The sequence below is a fragment of the Rhodococcus sp. NCIMB 12038 genome (assembly GCF_002165735.1).
GTDB lineage: Bacteria > Actinomycetota > Actinomycetes > Mycobacteriales > Mycobacteriaceae > Rhodococcus_F.
In genome coordinates this window covers 90,717-108,367 of record NZ_NHML01000035.1, presented here as the reverse complement: position 1 = coordinate 108,367, position 17,651 = coordinate 90,717, and the positions used below count along the sequence as shown (strand labels likewise).

The following is a 17,651-nucleotide window of genomic DNA, read 5'->3' as shown; positions in this document are numbered from 1 at the left end:
TCCGCGGGCGCGGCGTCTGGTCCGACGAGCGGGGCGTGANCCTGCTTGCCACCGGTGCGCCGTTCTACGCCACCTACGAGACGTCCGACGGCAAGTACATGGCCGTGGGCTCGATCGAGCCGCAGTTCTACGCCCTGCTGCTGCAGGGCCTCGAACTCGACCCCGCCGAACTGNCGCAGCAGATGGACGTGTCGGCGTGGCCGCAGATGAAGAAGGTCTTCGCCGAGAAGTTCCTGTCGAAGACCCGCGACGAGTGGGCCGCCATCTTCCTCGGCACCGACGCCTGCGTGTCGCCGGTGCTGACGTTCGCGGAGGCGCCGTCCAACGAGCACATCGCCGCCCGCGGGTCGCTGATCGACCTCGACGGCGTCACCCAGCACGCCCCGGCGCCCCGGTTCTCCCGCACCCCCGCCGGCGCTCCCACCCCGCCGGCCCGCGAGGGCGTCGACATCGACACCGTCTGGACCTGACCGCAGGTGAGTGGCAACGCGTGCCCGCGCACACTTTGCCACTCACGTGCTCAGACGACGAGGGACGGTTCCGCGAGCTCACGGTCGACGGCCAGCGTCTCGTACGCCGCCGCGATGCCGTCGACGCCGCGGCGCAACTCGTCGGACGTCCGCGCGTACGGGAGCCGGACGAACCGTTCGAACGCACCCTCCACCCCGAACCGCGGTCCCGCGGCCAGCAGCACGCCGAAGTTGGGGGCCGTCGCGGCCAGCGCCGTCGAGACCGGCGCAGGCATGCGCAGCCACAGCGACATCCCTCCCGAACCGATGGTCGGGACCCAGTCCGGGAGGCGGTCGGCCAGCGCGTCGAGCATCGCGCCCCGCTGCTCCCGCAGCTCCGCACGGCGACGCGCGAGAACGAGCTCGTCGTCAGTGAGCAGATGCGCCGCCGCGAGCTGGTCCATCACCGGTGTCCCCAGGTCGACCGCTGCCCGTGCCCCGGCGAGCCGGGTGATCAGCGCCGGATCCGCGCGAATCCAGCCGACGCGCAGCCCACCCCAGAACGACTTGGCCGCCGACCCGATCGTCACGACCTCCGATTTCGCCGCGCCCTTGGCGTACGCCGCGACCGGACCGGGTGACGGCTCGTCGAGCCACAGGTCGACCATCGTCTCGTCCACCACCAGCGTCATGCGGGTGTCACGCGCGATCCGCGCCAGCTCGGCTCGCCCGGACGCGTCCAGGCACAGCCCGGTGGGGTTGTGGAAGTCCGGAATCAGGTACGCCATCCGGGCCGCGGTCTGCCGGGCCGCGCTGCGGATTCCGTCGAGATCCCACGCCCCCGACGCACCGCCCTCCGGCCGGACGGGCACGGGGACCGGACGCGCGCCGACCCTGCGGATCGCCTCCAGCGCGTTGGGGTAGGTGGGGTGATCGACCAGCACCCGCTCCCCCGGCGCCGTCAGCACGTTCAGGAGCAGCCGCAGCGCGTGCTGGGCCCCGGACGTGACCATGATCTGCTCGGGCGAGGTCTCCAGCCCCCGCGCCCGGTAGCGGGCCGCGATCACCTCCCGCAACGCGCCGATCCCCACCGGCTCCATCCCGTGAGTCGGAAGGAACTGCGGAAGTGATTGCAGCGCATAGGCGTAGGCCTGTTCGACCGCTTCGGCGGGCGCGGCCATCGCGGCGTAACTGAGGTCGACCACCGCACCGTCGGATCCGGGCTGGTGCGCCCGGAACATCAGCCCGTTCTGCCGCGCCCCGAGCGGCAACGCGACCGTGCTGCGCGACCCCTGCCTGCTGATGAGATACCCCTCGTCCCGGAGCACCGAATACGACGACGTGATCGTGGTCCGGCTCAACTCCAGCACCGACGCCAGTTCGCGTTCGCTCGGCAACGCGACACCCAGCGGGATGCGACCGTCGTGCACGAGCAGGCGGATGCTCTCGGCCAGTGCCCGGTAGGCCGGCCGCGCCGCCGAACGGCGGCCGCTGTCGTCCTGCCAGTTGCCGAGGTCCCTGGCCAGGGAGCGAGCTCCGAGTACACGAGTCATCATGCAGTCCAGTATCACCCTCTTGGCTATTCAACTCCAAGCCAGTTCTCACGAAGCTCGGATCCATGACGACACTGATCACGCTCCTGTGCATGGCTCTCCTGGCCGCGGCGGTCGCGCACTTCGGCCCGAAAGAGGAAGGTGAGGGCATATTTCGCCTGGAGCAGTTCCGGATCGGCGCCCCTCTCGGCGGCATCTTTCCCGACCCGCCGAGCAGTCCAGAAGATCCGGACTGGCATGATCCGGGACCTCGGCGCCCCGGCGGCCCCTGCAGTTGATCGAACCTCCGCCGGCCACGGTTCACGGACGGTAGGTGTCGGAGGTCGGAGGCATACTGGGCTGGTGACCACAGGAATCGCCCTGTTCGACACCGCCCTCGGCACGTGCGCCATCGCGTGGCGGGCCGCGGGGATCGTGGGTGTGCAGTTGCCCGAGGGTTCACCCGAGTCCACCCGGCAGCGGGTCGAACACTGTTTCCCGGACGCGGTGGAGCACCAGCCACCCACACCGGTCCAGCAGGCCATCGACGGAATACGCGAACATCTGGGCGGCGCACTCGACGATCTGCGGTGGATCGACCTCGACTTCGAGGGGGTCCCCGAATTCGACTGCCGCGTATACGACATCACCCGCGCGATCGACCCGGGCACCACCCTCACCTACGGCGACATCGCGGCGGAACTCGGCAAACCGGGCGCCGCGCAGGCCGTCGGTCAGGCGCTGGGCCGCAACCCGCTGCCGGTCGTGATCCCGTGCCATCGCGTCCTCGCCGCGGGTGGGCAGGTGGGTGGCTTCTCCGCAGGTGGCGGCACCCTCACCAAGCGCGAATTGCTGGCCCTCGAGCACACTCCCGGGTTCGACGACCCGGTGCTGTTCTGATTGGCTCCTGCGTATCGACGACGAGTTCGCGCGCCATCGCGGCGGCCGCGACCATCCTGTCGCCGTCGGGAACCCGAAGGGTCCGCACGACCCGCTGATCCGTCCCGCTCACAACGGCACAACCCAGCACGAACGCCTGCCCGCCGGCGACGATCGCCCGCTCCACGGCGTGGATGAACGCATCCACCGTCGACCTCGGATCACCCTCGAATACCCAGACACCGAGATCCGTCGACACCACCGCCACGCACCGGCCGGAATCCGTAGGGTCGTGCCCGGAACCGAACGCCTCGAGGACGGTGGCCGCTGCGTGAAAGCTGTCGTACCACCGACCGGGAGGTGTCCGGGTGCTCGCTTCCACAGTCCTGATCATCGGCTCGAATGTATCGCGGATCGCCGAATGCCGCACCGGTTGAATTCAACTCGGCCGATGCCACATTCGGCGCGCGAAAGTCGGACTACCGCACCACGTCGCGGCGGACGATGGTCTCGTCGCGGCCGGGGCCGACGCCGATGCAGGAGATGTACGCACCCGACAGTTCCTCGAGACGCAGGACGTAGTTCTGCGCGTTCTTCGGAAGCTCCTCGAACGTCCGGGCGTGGGAGATGTCTTCCCACCAGCCGGGCATTTCTTCGTAGATCGGCTTCGCATGGTGAACGTCGGTCTGCGACATGGGCATCTCGTCGTGCCGCACACCGTCGACGTCGTAGCCGACACAGATCGGGATGGTGTCGAGGCTGCTGAGCACGTCGAGCTTGGTGAGGAAGTAGTCGGTGATGCCGTTGACACGCGTTGCGTAGCGGGCGATCACGGCGTCGAACCATCCGGTGCGCCGGGCACGGCCGGTGGTGACACCCACCTCGCCGCCGGTCTTGGCGAGGTATTCGCCGTTCTGGTCGAACAGTTCGGTCGGGAACGGGCCCGAACCGACGCGGGTGGTGTACGCCTTGAGGATGCCCAGCACCGTCGTGATCTTGGTGGGGCCGATGCCCGAACCGACCGCTGCGCCACCGGACGTCGGGTTGGACGACGTCACGTACGGGTAGGTGCCGTGGTCGACGTCGAGGAGCGTGCCCTGCGAACCCTCCAGCAGCACCGTCTCGCCGCGTTCGAGCGCCTCGTTGAGTTGCAGGCGCGTGTCCGCGATGCGGTGCTTGAAACCGTTGGCCTGCTCGAGCACCTCGTCGACGACCTGCTGCGGGTCGAGGGCCTTGCGGTTGTAGATCTTGACGAGCACCTGGTTCTTGAACTCGAGTGCCGCCTCGACCTTCTGGGTGAGGATCTTCTCGTCCAGCACGTCCTGCACGCGGACGCCGACTCGCGCGAGTTTGTCCTGGTAGCAGGGCCCGATGCCGCGGCCGGTGGTGCCGATCTTCTTGGCCCCGAGGAAGCGTTCGGTGACCTTGTCGATGGCAACGTGGTACGGCATGATCAGGTGCGCATCGGCCGAGAGCAGCAGGCGGCTGGTGTCCACGCTCCGCTGTTCGAGTCCGGCGAGTTCGGTGAGCAGCACTCCCGGGTCCACCACGACACCGTTTCCGATGACGTTCGTGACTCCCGGAGTGAGGATTCCGGACGGGATGAGATGCAGTGCGAACTTGTCGCCGTTCGGAAGTACCACTGTGTGTCCGGCGTTGTTACCGCCCTGGTAGCGCACCACCCACTGCAGGCGTCCGCCCAGTAGATCGGTCGCTTTGCCCTTGCCCTCGTCGCCCCACTGGGCGCCGATCAGGACGATTGCCGGCATGACGTTGTCTCCTACGGTCGACGTACAGTCGTATCCGACTGCGTGGTCCTGCCGTTCGTAGGCAGTGGCCGGGGGAACAGTCTAGCCGAGGGCACGGAGAACAGACCCCACAGTACGGCTGGGGAGGCCAACTCGGGCGTGCCACTAGGATGATCGGAAAGGGAAGCTGCGGAAATCGCGGCGGGACATCCGGGCGAGGAGTGGCGTTGACCCCCGTAGTGCTCATTTGCGGCGACGCGCCGCTTCCCCTACCTCTGGGCTCCATTTCCGCCTCGAGCGCACCCACGGTTCCGGACAAGGACGACTTCGACGAGGTCTTCTCCAAACTGCATGTGGTCGCGGATCCGCGACTGATCGTGGTCGGCAGCGACGCCGCCCTCGCGGCCACCCTGACCCGGCTGATGCGCACCGAACGGCTGCACATCGAACTCGCCTACGTCGCGGAGCACCGTTCGGACGCGACGGAGGCCTACCACCTGTCCGCCGGCGCTCGTGGCGCCCGCACGGCGCTGAAGGGCACGGCCAAACCGGTCCCCCTCATCCGCGACGACGCGGGGATAGCGCTCGTCGGATGCGCCACCGTCACGGGCCCGGACGGCGCCCCGCTCGTCGGCGAGGCGTACGTCGACGACACCCGGTTGTTCTCGGGGACGACGACGAACATGAACATCACCCCGACGCCGCGGATGCCCGGTCTGCGGGCGTCGGTCGAACCTCGCCGGCGCTGGCTGCCGCGCCGCTGGGTCGAGGGTCGCGCCGTGCAGTTGGGGTCGCCCGCCGCGGCCCTCACCCGGGACGGCGTGCCGAACCCGCGCGACGTCAAGCGCTCGACGTTCTACCGCCACGACCAAGAGTGGCTGCTGGTCCGATGAACCTGCCCAGGGCGCGGACCACCGCGGTCCGTCCCAGTCCGGTCTTCCTGCTCGTCGTCGCGGTCGCCGTCGCCGGCGGTGTCCTCGCCTGGCGTGCCGAGCGGGAATCGGTCCTCGGGCATGTCGGGGTGTTCCTGCTGGTGGTCGCGGGATGGGTGGTGACGCTCTGCGTGCACGAGTTCGCGCACGCGTTCACGGCGTGGCGGCACGGCGACACCGACGTCGAGGTGCGCGGCTACCTGACGCTCAACCCGTTGAAGTACAGCCACCCGCTGCTGTCGATCGGCCTGCCGGTGCTGTTCATCGCGCTCGGCGGGATCGGATTGCCCGGCGGCGCCGTGTACCTGCGCACCGGACTGTTCCCGCCGAAGGTGCAGGCGCGGGTGTCACTCGCCGGACCCGCCGTGAACCTGGTGTCGGCGATCGTCCTCCTCGCTGCGATCCGCTGGTTCGGGCTCGGCGGCGACCACCTGGTGTTCTGGACGGGCCTGAGCTTTCTCGCATTCCTGCAGGTGATGGCGACCGTCCTCAACCTCCTGCCGGTTCCCGGACTCGACGGGTACGCCGCACTCGAGCCGTTCCTGCCGCCCCGCACCCGCAGGTCCGTCGACCAGTTCAAACCGTACGGACTGCTGATCCTCGTGGCGCTGCTGTTCGTGCCGTCGATCAACGTGGTGTTCTTCGACTTCATCTACCGACTGTTCGAACTGTCCGGGGTGCCGGAGACCTACGCGCAGTACGGCAACTATCTGATGCGCTTCTGGCTCTGATCCGTGAGTACTTATCAACCGCCGGCGGTTAAGAAGTACTCACGGGCGGGCGTCGCCCTCCGCAAAGTTGGGGGTCAGCCGCAGTTCCGCCAGCGGCACCTCCCGGCCCGGACTGCGGACCTCGACGCGGACGGGTTCGCCGGTGGCGTCGTCCCGCAGCCCGATCGGCGGTCCGCACTCGCCCTGAAGGTATTTGTCGCCCCACTGCATCAGCGCGAGCACGGCAGGCAGGAGGTCGCGGCCCTTCGCGGTGAGCACGTATTCGTAGCGGGTGCGCTGCCCGGGCTCCTTGTAGGGCTGCCGCTCGAACAGGCCCTCGGCGGTCAGTTCACGCAGCCGGGACGCCGCCACGGCCTCGGTGATGCCGACCCGTTTCGCGAAGTCGTCGAATCGCGTGGTGCCGTAGTAGGCCTCGCGCAGGATCAGGACGGCCGAGCGCGTGCCGATCACGTCCATCGCCTTGCCGATCGAGCAGTGCGTGGCCCGCCAGGTGTCGCGATCTGCGAGAAAGCCGTCCAACCGTGCCGCATCCATGCACCTCAGCCTAGCTGACTTGCAGATTCCATAGTCAGCGGCTACAGCCTCCAGGACAAGTGCGCGAGACCGCTGGCGTCGAGTTCGAGGCCGCGCGGAGTCGACACGAGCCGCAGTAGCACTTCCTGACACCCCGGGCATCGCGCGACGACGCCGGGCGCACGCGAATAGACGTGGACGGCGGCCATCGGTCCGTCGAGACCGCAGAATCGGCACCGGCCGGTCGCCGCGGTGAGATCGTGGACGAAGATCTCCGCGAACGGCCCACCGAGAACGTTTCCGTCCTCGAAATCGTTGCCCTGCAACGTACTCATCGAAAGCCCCTTCCTCCGGTCACGGCCCGGAGGGACCGAACCGCTCGGTCTTGATGTCGTCCGGCGAGTGCCCGAGCGAGAGCAGCAGACGAGCCACCTCCTCGACGAAACCGGTAGGCCCGCACACGAAGCAGCGCGGCGCGAAGTCCGCGGGCCATCCCCACGCCGCGAGATCGGCAGCGCTGATCCGACCGGCCGGACGCCCGGACCGCGGCGAGTCCTCACGGGTGCGGAGGACGAACGTCTCGACTCCCCCGTCGCCGGTCCCCGGTCTGTTCAGCTCGTCCGCGAACAACTCGTCGGCCTGCGTCCGCAGCGAGTACACGAGCCGGAACGGTGTGCGATCGCGGCGGAACCGGCGCTCCCGGATCATCGACATCAGCGGCACGATGCCCGACCCACCCGCGACGAGAAGCACAGGCGCGCCGCCGCCCTCGCGCGGCGACCACACGAACCAGCCACCGATCGGTCCGCGCACCTCGATCAGATTGCCCGCGGCGAACACGTCGGTCAGATACGGAGACACCTCACCGTCCTGCACCCGCTGGACGACCAACTGCAGGCGCCACCCGCCGGACGAGCGCGCGGGCGGCGACGCCAGCGAGTAGCTCCGTTCGGTGGTGTACCCGTCGGGTCCGGTCAGACGGAGATCGACGTGCTGCCCGGCGCGATGCCCCGGCCAGTCGGGTACCTCGAGGACCAGGGCACGCGCACTCGCCGTCTCGGGCCACGACTCGACGAGTTCGGCCACCCGCCAGCCGAGCACGGCGCGGCCCACGAGTTCACTGGTCACCCTGATACCTCTGCTCCCGCCACGGGTCGCCGCGATCGTGATACCCGAGTTGTTCCCAGAAGCCGGGAAGGTCCTGGGGGACGAGCTGGATGGACCGAACCCACTTCGCGGACTTCCACAGGTAGAGGTGCGGCACGAGCAGGCGGGCCGGACCCCCGTGCACCGGCGCGAGCGGCGAACCCTCGTAGGTGTGCACGATCCACGCCTTGCCGCCGAGAAGGTCGGCGACGGGGAGGTTGGTGGTGTAGCCGCCGTCGCACCCGACGAGGACGAATCCCGCGGACGTCTCGACATCCGCGAACAGGGTGTCGAGGGAGACGCCCTTCCAGGAGGTGCCGAACTTCGACCATCGCGTGACGCAGTGCAGGTCGACCGTCGAGCGCTCCTGCGGCAGCGCCATGAATTCGGCCCACGACCACTCGCGGCGCCCGCCGGTCTCGTCGGTGACGGTCAGGGTCCACGTGTCGGTCGGGACGCGGGGCGTCGGCCCTGCGGAGAGGACCGGAAAATCGGTGACCTCGTACTGACCGGGCGGGAGGGCGTGCTCGCTGCGCGGTCTGCCGTGGAAGCCGGGGGTCAGAACAGCCATGCCTCACGTTAGGACCGCCGCGGGATATACGCAGCACAAACCGTCGATCCGAGGCGTTCATCACACCTGACTTGCCATAACCATAGCCAGGTCTCCGACCCGTGAGTACTTGTTAACCGCCCGCGGTTGACAAGTACTCACGGCAGCGAAAGGAACAGTCATGAGAGACGCCGTCATCGTCGAGGCCGTCCGCACGCCGATCGGCAAGGGCAAGCCCTCCGGCGCCCTGCACGGGGTGCATCCCGTCGACCTCCTCGCCCACAGCCTGTCGACCCTCGTCGAGCGCACGGGTATCGACCCCGCACTGATCGACGACGTCATCGGCGGCACCGTCACCCAGGTCGGCGACCAGAGCCAGAACATCACCCGCAGTGCACTTCTCGCCGCCGGGTTCCCCGAGTCCGTTCCCGGCACGACCGTCGACCGGCAGTGCGGCAGCAGCCAGCAGGCCGTCCACTTCGCCGCGCAGGGCGTGCTGTCCGGCGCCTACGACATCGTCGTCGCCGCCGGTGTCGAGTCGATGAGCCGAGTCCCCATGGGGTCCAGCAGCATCGGACGCGAGACGATGGGCGTCGGCTTCGAGCGCCGCTACCCCGACGGCCTCGTCCCACAGGGCATCAGCGTCGAACTCATCGCCGCCCGGTGGGGACTCTCCCGTACCCAACTGGACGACTTCGCGCTGCGCAGCCACCACAAGGCCGCGGCGGCAACGAGTGCCGGGAACTTCACGAAGGAACTCGCCGCCCTCCCGGAGCTGGGTCGACGAGGCCATCCGGCCGGACACGACGGCGGCCGCGCTCGCCGGCCTACGACCCGCCTTCCGCAGCGAAATCTACGGGGAGCGGTTCCCGCAGGTCGACTGGTCGATCACCGCGGGCAACAGCAGTCCCCTGTCGGACGGCAGTGCGGCGCTCATGATCACCACGAGCGAGATCGCGGGACGCCTCGGACTGCGGCCCCTGGCCCGGCTCCACAGCTTCGCCGTCGTCGGCGACGACCCGCTGATGATGCTCACCGCCGTCATTCCCGCGACGTGTAAGGTGCTGCAGCGCAGCGGCCTCGACATCTCCGACATCGACCTGTTCGAGGTCAACGAGGCCTTCGCGCCGGTGGTTCTGGCCTGGGCGGCGGAGACCGGAGCCGACCTGGACCGGGTCAACGTGCACGGCGGTGCGATCGCGCTCGGACATCCGCTGGGGGCCAGTGGCGCCCGGCTCATGACCACGCTGGTGAACGCGATGGAGCAGCGCGGGGCCCGGTTCAGACTGCAGACCATGTGCGAGGCGGGCGGACTCGCCAACGCCACCGTCCTCGAACGACTCGGGTGACCCTCAGCCGTTCCGGCGGGTGATCGCCTCTCCCACCGCACGCAGCGAGTCCCGCAGCGACTGCGGCTGGAGCACTTCGGCGCCCCCGCCGAGAGCGGTCAGATGGTCGAGGGCCACGTCCTCGGCTTCGAGCAGCAGGTCGACGGTGACCCAGCCGTCGTCGTCGGGCGGGCCGGGTTCGACGCGAGCGGCCTCCACCCCGACCACCCGGGGCAGCCGGCGCCACGCCGCGGGCGAGAGCCGCACCCGGCACCGGAATCGCAGGAGGGCACGGTCGAATTCGGCCACCGAGTCCGTCCACCACGCACCGAGATCGAAATCGCGGGGCCGCACCGCCGGCTGCTTCAGCACGGTAGCATCACTGATCCGCGACACCCGGTACGACAGCGTCCGTCCGTGATGCTGCGCAACGAGATACCAGACGCCGGCCTTTGCCACCAATCCCAGGGGGTCGAGTGTTCTTGCCGCCGAACGGTTCCCCTTGCGGTAACGAATACCCAGACGCCGCCCCTCGAGCACCGCGGACGCGACCACCGGGAGGTCGCCGTTGTCTTGTGGCCCGTCGAACCAGCCGGGCGCGTCAACGTACAGCCGGTCCCGCCACAGCTGCGCCCCGGCCCGCAGCGGAACCGGCAACGCCCCCAGCAACTTCGACTGCGCCGCCGCGGTGACGTCGCGAAGACCGAGATCCTCGGCGATCGACGGGACCCCGAGCAACATCAACGCGGACGTCTCCGCCCCCGTCATGCCGCCGAGTTTCGACTGCCAGCCGTCGAGCAACCGGATCCCGCCCCCGGGTCCGCTCTCCGTCCACAACGGGACCCCCGCCGCCGACAACGCCGTGACGTCGCGATACACGGTGCGAACCGAGACGCCCAGTTCGTCCGCGAGTTGCTGTGCGGTGGCCCCGCGACTGCCCTCCAGACGGAGCATCACCTCGACGAGCCGACTCGAACGCATCCTCCGAGTCTAGACAGAATCCCTGACAGTAGATGTCAGGGATATGCGCGCACACTGGCCGGCATGACCAACTGGGCACAGTTCGAGACAGAAGCACCCGACCTCGCCAAGGCCGTCGCCGCGCGCTTCGAGGCGCACAAGCACCACGTGCTGGCGACGCTCCGCAAGGACGGTTCCCCACGGGTGAGCGGCACCGAGGTCGAGTTCCACGACGGCGCGTTGCTGCTCGGATCGATGGTCGGCGCACGCAAAGTGCAGGATCTGCAACGCGATCCGCGATACTCCCTCCACAGCAACCCCGGTCACCACACGATGGAGGGCGGCGACGCCAAGATCAGCGGCCGCGCCCGGGAGATCCTCGGGGAACGAAAGCAGACGATCGTCGACCGCTACCCCGACGAGATCCCCGAGGCGGACGTCTTCGAACTCGACCTCGACGAGGTGGTGCACACCACCGTCGACGGCGAGCACCTGTACGTCGATCTGTGGCGCCCGGGCGCGGGCGTCACCCGGTTCACCAAGTGACGGTCATTGCGTGACGGCGAATCCGAAGCCGAGCGCACAGGGCTGCGACGCCGTACCTGCACCATCGGCGTCGTAGCTGCCGCCGGGGATCAGATGGGCGGTCAAGCCGGGCAGATCCCGTTCCACACCCTCACCATTCGCCAACGGGCCCGACGTGCCGATCGTCGGCGCCTGGCCACCAATGTTGAGGTACGTCACCTGAGCGTCGGTCGTAGCCTTCTCGGGTCCCTCGAACTCCCACTCGACCTGGTTGCCTTCCTTCTCGACACCCAAAGTCGCGGCCGGCGTACAGTTCGCCAGCGGATCGGGCATGAACGGCGCGGCGGAGGCGGCGGCGGGTGCTGCGAAGAGGGCGGCCGCACCGAGTGCGGCAACGGCGGCGGGTCGTGCGAACGCTGCGAGAGTGGACATGGTGTTCCCTTCCGTGAGTCGTCCGACAACGATTTCCCGCCGCGATTCCGGACGAAACAGACAGGGTCTACCAGGTGACGTTCTCGGCGCAGTGGCGCCCGTTGGCGGTGGACTCAACCTGCACGGTCGCGTGCGAGAGGTGGTGACGCTCCAGGACGGTCCGCGCCGCTTCGAGGACCGTGGACGAGTCGGCCTCGGTGGTGAGGTGGACGGTGGCCACATCCATTCCCGTGGTGAGCGTCCACACGTGCAGGTCGTGCACGCCGGTGACCCCGGGCAGCGCCTCGAGGTCGGCCTGCACCGATTCGACGTCGACGTCCTCGGGCGAGGCCTGGGTGAGGATGCGCAGCGACGCGGCGGCCAGTTTCATCGCCCGCGGCACCACCCACAGCGAGATGAGGACACCGACGATGATGTCGGCGTAGGTCCAGTCGAACACCAGCACGACGGCGCCGGCGATGAGCACGCCGACACTGCCGACGGCGTCCGCGAGCACTTCGAGGTAGGCGCCGCGGACGGCCAGGCTGTCCTTGGAATCGGCGCGGAGCATCAGCATCACCACGAGGTTCGCGGCGAGACCGACGGATGCGGTGAGGATCAGCGCCATGCCGGGAAGTTCGGGGACGTCGCCGATCCGGGAGATGGCCTCGTAGAACACCCAGATCGCGACGGCGAGCAGCATCGCGGCGTTGGCCATGGCCGTGAGCACTTCGGCGCGGTGCCAGCCGAAGGTCCGGGCTGCGGTGGCACTGCCCTTGCGGGCGAGGAGGAGTGCGACGAGTCCCATCGACATTCCGACGACGTCGGTCAGCATGTGTCCGGCGTCGGCGAGCAGCGACAGCGAGTTGACGGTCAGGCCGACGACGACCTCGAGGACCAGGAACGCGAGGAGGATGACGAGAGCGATCACCATGCGGCGGATCCGCCCCCGGGACGGGCCTACCTCACCGGCACCTGGTGTGTGGCCGTGCGAATGTCCGTGACCGACTCCCATAGGTGAGCCTCCTCCCGAGTTGTGCCGATCATATGCGTACATGCGCATATGTTCAACAGCGTGCTCGGGCGGTCAGAGTTCGGGACGATACGCCGGCTTCTCCACCGTCGGCGGCAGCGTCGCGATGGCCGAGATGCGTTTCAGCCCTGCGACCTGCAGAAGGTCGACGGTCAGAGACCGGATCTGCGCGAAGACGACGGTCGCCGACAGGCCCGCGTTCTCCACCAGTTCCGGTTTCAGGCCGGACGCCACCGACCGCAGCACCCGCGCCGCCTCGGCCTGGTCGGGTTGCTGACCGGGGTCCGCGAGCGCCATCTGCCGAAGGGTTTCCAACGCGTGGGCGAGCTTCTCCACCTGGTCGACGAGCCGCGGGTTGAGGATCTCGTCGTCCCGCACCAGCGTGAGCGACCGCCGCGCGAGAACCCGGATGTTGCGCAGCGCGTTGTCGAGTGGGTCCGCGGCCGCGGTCAGCCGCTCGAGCCTGCCCCGGGTGTTCCAGTACAGCGGCGAGATGCGGCTGATCTCGCGGCCACCCGCGAGGTGGGTCCGCAGCGTGTCGATGGACGCCTGCGTCGCCCGCGCCTTCCGCAGCGCCTCCTCGATCGGCTTGTCGTCATTGGCCACCAACCCGTCGGCCACCAACTGCATCACCTCGGACGCCGTCCCGAGAACGTTCGCGGCGTACTTGCGCGCCCGACCCACCGGATGCGTGGGAATCAGCGCGACAACGGCGATCCCCACCAGACCACCGGTCAGGGCGTCCACCATGCGGTTGATCCCGGCGGCACCGCCGGGAGGCAGCAGCGTCGCCACGAGCACCGCGGAGTTGCCCGCCTGCATCGAGAAGATCGGGCCGCTGTTCAGCAGCACCGCCGCGGACATCGCCAGTATGACAACGAGAGTGATCTGCCAGGCGCCACTTCCGATGACGGAGACGATGAGGTCGCCGACCCCGATCCCGATCGTGACACCGGCCACCAACTCGACAGAACGACGCAGGCGGGCGCCGAGCGACAAGCCCAGCGACACCACCGCGGCGATGGGAGCGAAGAACGGCGTCGGATGACCGATCACCACCGTCGCCACCCACCACGCGGCACCGGCCGCGATCGCGCACTGCAGGATGGGCAGCGCCGACACCCGCAACCGGTGAACCGAGGTCCTCAGCCCGTCCCGGCCACGGACTTTCGCTGTACCGAGGGCGTTAACTGACGCCAAGCGCTTCGGCGGCTCGGGGATCGCAGTCCTCGAGCAGGTCGAGGCACCGCGCGTACTCGTCCGTTTCGCCGATCGCCTTCGCCGCCTTCGCCAGGACGGCGACGCAGCGGAGGAAACCGCGGTTGGGTTCGTGGGCGTAAGGAACCGGGCCGAAACCCTTCCAGCCGTTGCGACGCAACTGGTCCAGGCCACGGTGGTACCCGGTGCGCGCGTAGGCGTAGGCCGTGATGGTCTGGTCTGCGTCGAGGGCGGCCTCGGCCAGGTAGGCCCATGCGATGGATGCGGTGGGATGGGCGGCTGCCACGGAAGCCGGATCCTCGTGGTTCAACAGGGCCGACTCGGCCTCGTCGTCCCCGGGAAGCAGCGTGGGCTGTGGTCCGAGAAGGTCACCGAAAGACGTCATGCGCCTATTGTGCCCCCGCCGCGGAGCCGTCAGTGCGTCGGCCCGCGTCCGCGACGCGCCCTCTCGTGGTCTCCGATGACTCGCGATGTCGTTAGGCTGCCTCCAACGTTCATTTCTCTGCAGACCGAGGGGCAGCGCGTGCAGGACCCGAAGAAAGACGATCCGACTCAGAAGCCGGCCACGGACGCACCGTCCGGCCCGGCTGCGGCCGACACCACCGCAGGCAAGGGCACCTCCGCGACGGCGAAGCCTGCGAAGTCCTCCCAGCCCGCGCCGGAGGCAAAGTCCTCGCCCGAGCCGAAGCCCCCGCAGAAGAAGGCCCCGGAGAAGGCGGCGGAGAAGCCCGTCGAGCCGCAGTCCGAGCTGCCCAAGCCCCCGGCGCCCCGCCCGCGGGCGGAAGCACCTCGAGCCGGCGCGGCTCCCGGAGCGAAGCCGGAGGAGAAGGCATCCGAGGCGGCCACCACCGCGATCCCCACGCAGACGGGTGGACGGGCCGCACCCGAGGCCGCGACGGTGCAGATGCGCCGCACCCCGAACACGCAGAACCAGCAGAGCCAGGCGAAGGCGCCGTCCGGCGACGAGACGGTCGCTATCCCGGTGACGAGACCCGGCGTCCCGTCGACACCGCCGCCACCCCGGCCGGCACCCCAGGCGAACCGGCCTCAGCAGCCGCAGAACGGTCGGCCCGTTCCCCCGCCGCCCACTCCCCCGCGGCCGGCGCCCGCACCGCCGAAGGCCGCACCGCAGCGGGTGCTGCCGCCGCAGCAGAGCGCGCCGCAGCGCGTCGCTGCAGCCGAGAAGCCCTCGAAGAAGCACGGGAAGGCGTGGCTGTTCACCGCGATCGCCGCCGGCGTGATCGTCGTCGCCGCCATCGCGGTCGCCGGGATCGTGGTCTACAACAACAACCAGGCCGAGAATGCACCCGAAGCTCAGGTGCAGGGAACGATCGACACGTTCGTCGCCGCTCTCACCCAGGGTGACCTGGCGACGCTGCGCACCAGCACGTGCGGCAGCCTCGCCGAGTACTACCAGGGCATTTCCGATCAGGACTTCGCCGAGGTCCACCAGGTCGCCGTGACGCAACAGAACATTCCCGTGGTCGGCGGCGTCGACGCGGTGCAGATCACCGGCGACACGGCCATCGCCCAGGTGAAGGCCCACACGGCCGCCAACCCGGCCGAGCAGTCGTGGCGCACGTTCAACCTCGAGAAGGTCGACGGCACCTGGAAGATCTGCGACCCCCGATAAACGACTGTGCGCCTTTCCGGTAGCTACAGCTACCAGAAAGGCGCACGAGCCCGAAGGGCCTATCCGGAGACGGAACGTCCCGCGGACTTGAGGTCGTTGCAGGCCTCGACGACGCGGGCCGTCATGCCGGCCTCAGCCTTCTTGAGGTAGCTGCGGGGGTCGTAGAACTTCTTGTTACCGACCTCGCCGTCGACCTTCAGCACGCCGTCATAGTTGGTGAACATGTGGCCGGCGATCGGACGGGTGAACGCGTACTGGGTGTCGGTGTCGACGTTCATCTTGACGACGCCGTAGTTCAGCGCGTCCTCGATCTCCGACTTCAGCGAACCCGACCCGCCGTGGAAAACGAAGTCGAACGGCTGCGAGCCGTCGGACAGGCCGAGCTTGGCGGCGGCGACCTTCTGGCCGGTCTCGAGCACCTCGGGACGCAACTTCACGTTGCCCGGCTTGTAGACGCCGTGCACGTTGCCGAACGTGGCGGCCAGCAGGTACTTGCCGTTCTCGCCGGTGCCGAGCGCGTCGACGGTCTTCTCGAAGTCCTCGGGCGAGGTGTAGAGCTTGTCGTTGATCTCGGCTTCCACGCCGTCCTCTTCACCACCGACGACGCCGATCTCGACCTCGAGGATGATGTTGGCTGCTTTCGCCTTCGCGAGGAGTTCCTGGGCGATCTCCAGATTCTCGTCGATCGGGACGGCCGAACCGTCCCACATGTGGGACTGGAACAGCGGGTTGCGGCCGGCCTCGACGCGCTGGCGCGAGATCTCGAGCAGCGGGCGGACGAACGTGTCCAGCTTGTCCTTGGGGCAGTGGTCGGTGTGCAGGGCGATCGTGACGTCGTACTTCGCGGCGATCACGTGAGCGAACTCGGCGAGTGCGACCGCACCGGTCACCATGTCCTTGACGCCCAGGCCCGAACCGAACTCGGCGCCACCGGTCGAAAACTGGATGATGCCGTCACTGCCGGCGTCCGCGAAGCCCTTGATGGCGGCGTTGATGGTTTCGGAAGAAGTGCAGTTGATGGCGGGGAAGGCAAAGGAGTGCTCCTTGGCCCGACCAAGCATCTCGGCGTAGACCTCGGGAGTCGCGATAGGCACGGCGGCAGTCCTCCATAAAGAGTCGATTTCGGCACGCGCGATCAGCGCAGCGCGCGATGTGGTCCTAGCAGTATGGCAATACCGTTAGCGTACGTCGCCCGGTGGCTGTCGTGGCACCTCGTTCGGTCCGGTCGACGACCGGGGTTTGAGCCGGTCCCCGACCGGGCCGAAACTCCATGACCTGCACTATTCCGACAGTCGGCCAGAACGCCGGTACGCTGAGGGCCGTGATTGTGCAGGCAGCATCGGATTCCGTGACCAACCTCGCGTTGTTGCCGGGATTCCTCGACCCGGTGAACCTCCTCAACTCCTTCGGCACGTGGGTGCTCGTCGGACTTCTCCTGGTCGTCTTCATCGAGTCGGGTTTGCTGTTCCCCCTGCTCCCCGGCGACTCGCTCCTCTTCACCGCGGGACTCATCGCGGCGTCGAAGTCGACGGAGATCGAACCGTTCGCCCCCCTGTGGGTGCTTCTGGTTCTGATCCCGATCGCCGCGATCCTCGGCGACCAGGTCGGCTTCTTCATCGGCAGCAAGGGCGGGACCGCCCTGTTCAAGAGTGACGACGCGCGGTTCTTCAAGAAGAAGTACATCGACGAGTCGCACGCCTTCTTCGAGAAGCACGGCCCCATCACCATCATCCTGGCCCGGTTCGTTCCGATCGTGCGCACGTTCGCGCCGGTCGTCGCGGGTGCGTCGCGGATGAAGTACCCCCTGTTCCTGACGTACAACATCGTGGGCGGCATCCTGTGGGGCGCCGGCGTCACGCTGCTCGGCTACCTTCTCGGGCAGATCGAGTTCATCCGCGACAACGTCGACGTCATCTTCCTGCTGATCGTCTTCGTGTCCGTGCTGCCGATCATCGTGGAGGTAGGCAAGCGCATCGTGAAGTCCCGCCAGGGCGCGGGCGCCGCGGCCGAGGACCCGCAACCGGTCACCACCCCCACCGATCCCACCTCCTGAATCCGATCGG

20 protein-coding genes and 1 pseudogene are annotated in these 17,651 nt (G+C 68.5%); 9 read left to right on the top strand and 12 right to left on the bottom strand.

Annotated elements, in window-relative coordinates:
• A partial coding sequence (locus CA951_RS36040) for a CoA transferase (RefSeq protein WP_143543152.1) occupies nt 1–470 on the top strand: 470 nt, incomplete at its 5' end.
• A 50-nt stretch (nt 471–520) separates the two neighbouring features.
• Here CA951_RS36040 and CA951_RS36035 read toward each other — a convergent pair.
• Nucleotides 521–2,005 carry a PLP-dependent aminotransferase family protein gene (locus CA951_RS36035; protein ID WP_087561430.1) on the bottom strand — a complete coding sequence of 495 codons (1,485 nt, stop codon included), beginning with the start codon at nt 2,003–2,005 and terminating at the stop codon, nt 521–523.
• A 62-nt stretch (nt 2,006–2,067) separates the two neighbouring features.
• Between CA951_RS36035 and CA951_RS36030 the strand changes: the two genes are divergently transcribed.
• Both CA951_RS36030 and CA951_RS36025 read left to right on the top strand, forming a co-directional pair.
• Nucleotides 2,068–2,280 carry a hypothetical protein gene (locus CA951_RS36030; RefSeq protein WP_087561429.1) on the top strand — a complete coding sequence of 71 codons (213 nt, stop codon included), beginning with the start codon at nt 2,068–2,070 and terminating at the stop codon, nt 2,278–2,280.
• Between the two features lie 64 nt (nt 2,281–2,344).
• On the top strand, nt 2,345–2,881 hold the full coding sequence (locus CA951_RS36025) for a methylated-DNA--[protein]-cysteine S-methyltransferase (RefSeq protein WP_087561428.1): 537 nt from the start codon (nt 2,345–2,347) through the stop codon (nt 2,879–2,881).
• A 458-nt stretch (nt 2,882–3,339) separates the two neighbouring features.
• Here CA951_RS36025 and CA951_RS36015 read toward each other — a convergent pair whose 3' ends face one another.
• Nucleotides 3,340–4,629 (bottom strand): adenylosuccinate synthase, encoded by a 1,290-nt coding sequence (locus CA951_RS36015; protein ID WP_087561426.1) that lies wholly within the window; start codon nt 4,627–4,629, stop codon nt 3,340–3,342.
• 218 nt (nt 4,630–4,847) lie between these two features.
• Here CA951_RS36015 and CA951_RS36010 point away from each other — a divergent pair, with 218 nt between their 5' ends.
• Both CA951_RS36010 and CA951_RS36005 read left to right on the top strand, forming a co-directional pair.
• On the top strand, nt 4,848–5,501 hold the full coding sequence (locus tag CA951_RS36010; protein WP_256974223.1) for a hypothetical protein: 654 nt from the start codon (nt 4,848–4,850) through the stop codon (nt 5,499–5,501).
• A complete protein-coding gene (locus CA951_RS36005; protein WP_087561424.1) occupies nt 5,498–6,271 on the top strand; it encodes a site-2 protease family protein in 774 nt (257 codons plus the stop codon). Before CA951_RS36010 ends, CA951_RS36005 begins: the two co-directional genes overlap by 4 nt.
• A gap of 39 nt (nt 6,272–6,310) precedes the next feature.
• Here CA951_RS36005 and CA951_RS36000 read toward each other — a convergent pair whose 3' ends face one another.
• From CA951_RS36000 to CA951_RS35985, 4 genes are read right to left on the bottom strand one after another with little or no spacing between them, the layout of a single operon-like run.
• Nucleotides 6,311–6,805, bottom strand: a complete 495-nt coding sequence (locus CA951_RS36000) for a helix-turn-helix domain-containing protein (protein WP_087561423.1) — start codon at nt 6,803–6,805, stop codon at nt 6,311–6,313.
• Nucleotides 6,806–6,846: 41 nt separating this feature from the next.
• Nucleotides 6,847–7,119: a DUF6510 family protein gene (locus CA951_RS35995; RefSeq protein WP_087561422.1), complete on the bottom strand. Its 273-nt coding sequence runs from the start codon at nt 7,117–7,119 to the stop codon at nt 6,847–6,849.
• Nucleotides 7,120–7,138: 19 nt separating this feature from the next.
• Nucleotides 7,139–7,912 (bottom strand): ferredoxin reductase, encoded by a 774-nt coding sequence (locus tag CA951_RS35990; RefSeq protein ID WP_087561421.1) that lies wholly within the window; start codon nt 7,910–7,912, stop codon nt 7,139–7,141.
• On the bottom strand, nt 7,902–8,501 hold the full coding sequence (locus CA951_RS35985; protein ID WP_087561420.1) for a sulfite oxidase-like oxidoreductase: 600 nt from the start codon (nt 8,499–8,501) through the stop codon (nt 7,902–7,904). Before CA951_RS35985 ends, CA951_RS35990 begins: the two co-directional genes overlap by 11 nt.
• 160 nt (nt 8,502–8,661) lie before the next feature.
• On the opposite strand from CA951_RS35985, the pseudogene CA951_RS35980 reads away from it, so the two are divergent.
• Nucleotides 8,662–9,829: pseudogene (locus CA951_RS35980) on the top strand (acetyl-CoA C-acyltransferase).
• 3 nt (nt 9,830–9,832) lie between these two features.
• On the opposite strand, the gene CA951_RS35975 reads toward CA951_RS35980, so the two are convergent.
• A complete protein-coding gene (locus tag CA951_RS35975) occupies nt 9,833–10,789 on the bottom strand; it encodes a YafY family protein (RefSeq protein WP_087561419.1) in 957 nt (318 codons plus the stop codon).
• A gap of 63 nt (nt 10,790–10,852) precedes the next feature.
• Between CA951_RS35975 and CA951_RS35970 the strand changes: the two genes are divergently transcribed.
• Complete coding sequence (locus CA951_RS35970; protein ID WP_087561418.1) at nt 10,853–11,314, top strand: pyridoxamine 5'-phosphate oxidase family protein; 462 nt, start codon at nt 10,853–10,855, stop codon at nt 11,312–11,314.
• Between the two features lie 3 nt (nt 11,315–11,317).
• Here CA951_RS35970 and CA951_RS35965 read toward each other — a convergent pair whose 3' ends face one another.
• The 4 genes from CA951_RS35965 to CA951_RS35950 form a co-directional block, all read right to left on the bottom strand.
• Entirely contained in the window at nt 11,318–11,725 is a 408-nt protein-coding gene (locus CA951_RS35965; protein ID WP_087561417.1) for a hypothetical protein, read from the bottom strand.
• A gap of 67 nt (nt 11,726–11,792) precedes the next feature.
• Nucleotides 11,793–12,719: a cation diffusion facilitator family transporter gene (locus tag CA951_RS35960; RefSeq protein ID WP_087561416.1), complete on the bottom strand. Its 927-nt coding sequence runs from the start codon at nt 12,717–12,719 to the stop codon at nt 11,793–11,795.
• 72 nt (nt 12,720–12,791) lie between these two features.
• Entirely contained in the window at nt 12,792–13,859 is a 1,068-nt protein-coding gene (locus CA951_RS35955) for an aromatic acid exporter family protein (RefSeq protein WP_087561415.1), read from the bottom strand.
• A gap of 64 nt (nt 13,860–13,923) precedes the next feature.
• Nucleotides 13,924–14,340, bottom strand: a complete 417-nt coding sequence (locus CA951_RS35950) for a DUF3151 domain-containing protein (RefSeq protein ID WP_087561414.1) — start codon at nt 14,338–14,340, stop codon at nt 13,924–13,926.
• A gap of 138 nt (nt 14,341–14,478) precedes the next feature.
• On the opposite strand from CA951_RS35950, the gene CA951_RS35945 reads away from it, so the two are divergent.
• Nucleotides 14,479–15,588, top strand: coding sequence for a transcriptional regulator (locus CA951_RS35945; protein WP_087561413.1), 1,110 nt, complete (start codon nt 14,479–14,481; stop codon nt 15,586–15,588).
• Between the two features lie 59 nt (nt 15,589–15,647).
• Here the strand turns inward: CA951_RS35945 and fbaA are convergent, their stop codons facing one another.
• On the bottom strand, nt 15,648–16,682 hold the full coding sequence (gene fbaA / locus CA951_RS35940) for a class II fructose-bisphosphate aldolase (protein ID WP_087561412.1): 1,035 nt from the start codon (nt 16,680–16,682) through the stop codon (nt 15,648–15,650).
• Between the two features lie 227 nt (nt 16,683–16,909).
• Here fbaA and CA951_RS35935 point away from each other — a divergent pair, with 227 nt between their 5' ends.
• Nucleotides 16,910–17,641, top strand: coding sequence for a VTT domain-containing protein (locus CA951_RS35935; protein WP_373414876.1), 732 nt, complete (start codon nt 16,910–16,912; stop codon nt 17,639–17,641).
• Nucleotides 17,642–17,651 lie beyond the last annotated feature (10 nt).

Coding starts and splice junctions, on each gene's coding strand:
- CA951_RS35985 (WP_087561420.1), bottom strand. CDS start 8,501: ATGGCTGTTCTGACCCCCGGCTTCCACGGCAGACCGCGCAGCGAGCAC.
- CA951_RS36035 (WP_087561430.1), bottom strand. CDS start 2,005: ATGATGACTCGTGTACTCGGAGCTCGCTCCCTGGCCAGGGACCTCGGC.
- CA951_RS36015 (WP_087561426.1), bottom strand. CDS start 4,629: ATGCCGGCAATCGTCCTGATCGGCGCCCAGTGGGGCGACGAGGGCAAG.
- CA951_RS35960 (WP_087561416.1), bottom strand. CDS start 12,719: ATGGGAGTCGGTCACGGACATTCGCACGGCCACACACCAGGTGCCGGT.
- CA951_RS35970 (WP_087561418.1), top strand. CDS start 10,853: ATGACCAACTGGGCACAGTTCGAGACAGAAGCACCCGACCTCGCCAAG.
- CA951_RS36005 (WP_087561424.1), top strand. CDS start 5,498: ATGAACCTGCCCAGGGCGCGGACCACCGCGGTCCGTCCCAGTCCGGTC.
- CA951_RS35995 (WP_087561422.1), bottom strand. CDS start 7,119: ATGAGTACGTTGCAGGGCAACGATTTCGAGGACGGAAACGTTCTCGGT.
- CA951_RS36030 (WP_087561429.1), top strand. CDS start 2,068: ATGACGACACTGATCACGCTCCTGTGCATGGCTCTCCTGGCCGCGGCG.
- CA951_RS36000 (WP_087561423.1), bottom strand. CDS start 6,805: ATGGATGCGGCACGGTTGGACGGCTTTCTCGCAGATCGCGACACCTGG.
- CA951_RS35975 (WP_087561419.1), bottom strand. CDS start 10,789: ATGCGTTCGAGTCGGCTCGTCGAGGTGATGCTCCGTCTGGAGGGCAGT.
- CA951_RS35965 (WP_087561417.1), bottom strand. CDS start 11,725: ATGTCCACTCTCGCAGCGTTCGCACGACCCGCCGCCGTTGCCGCACTC.
- CA951_RS35950 (WP_087561414.1), bottom strand. CDS start 14,340: ATGACGTCTTTCGGTGACCTTCTCGGACCACAGCCCACGCTGCTTCCC.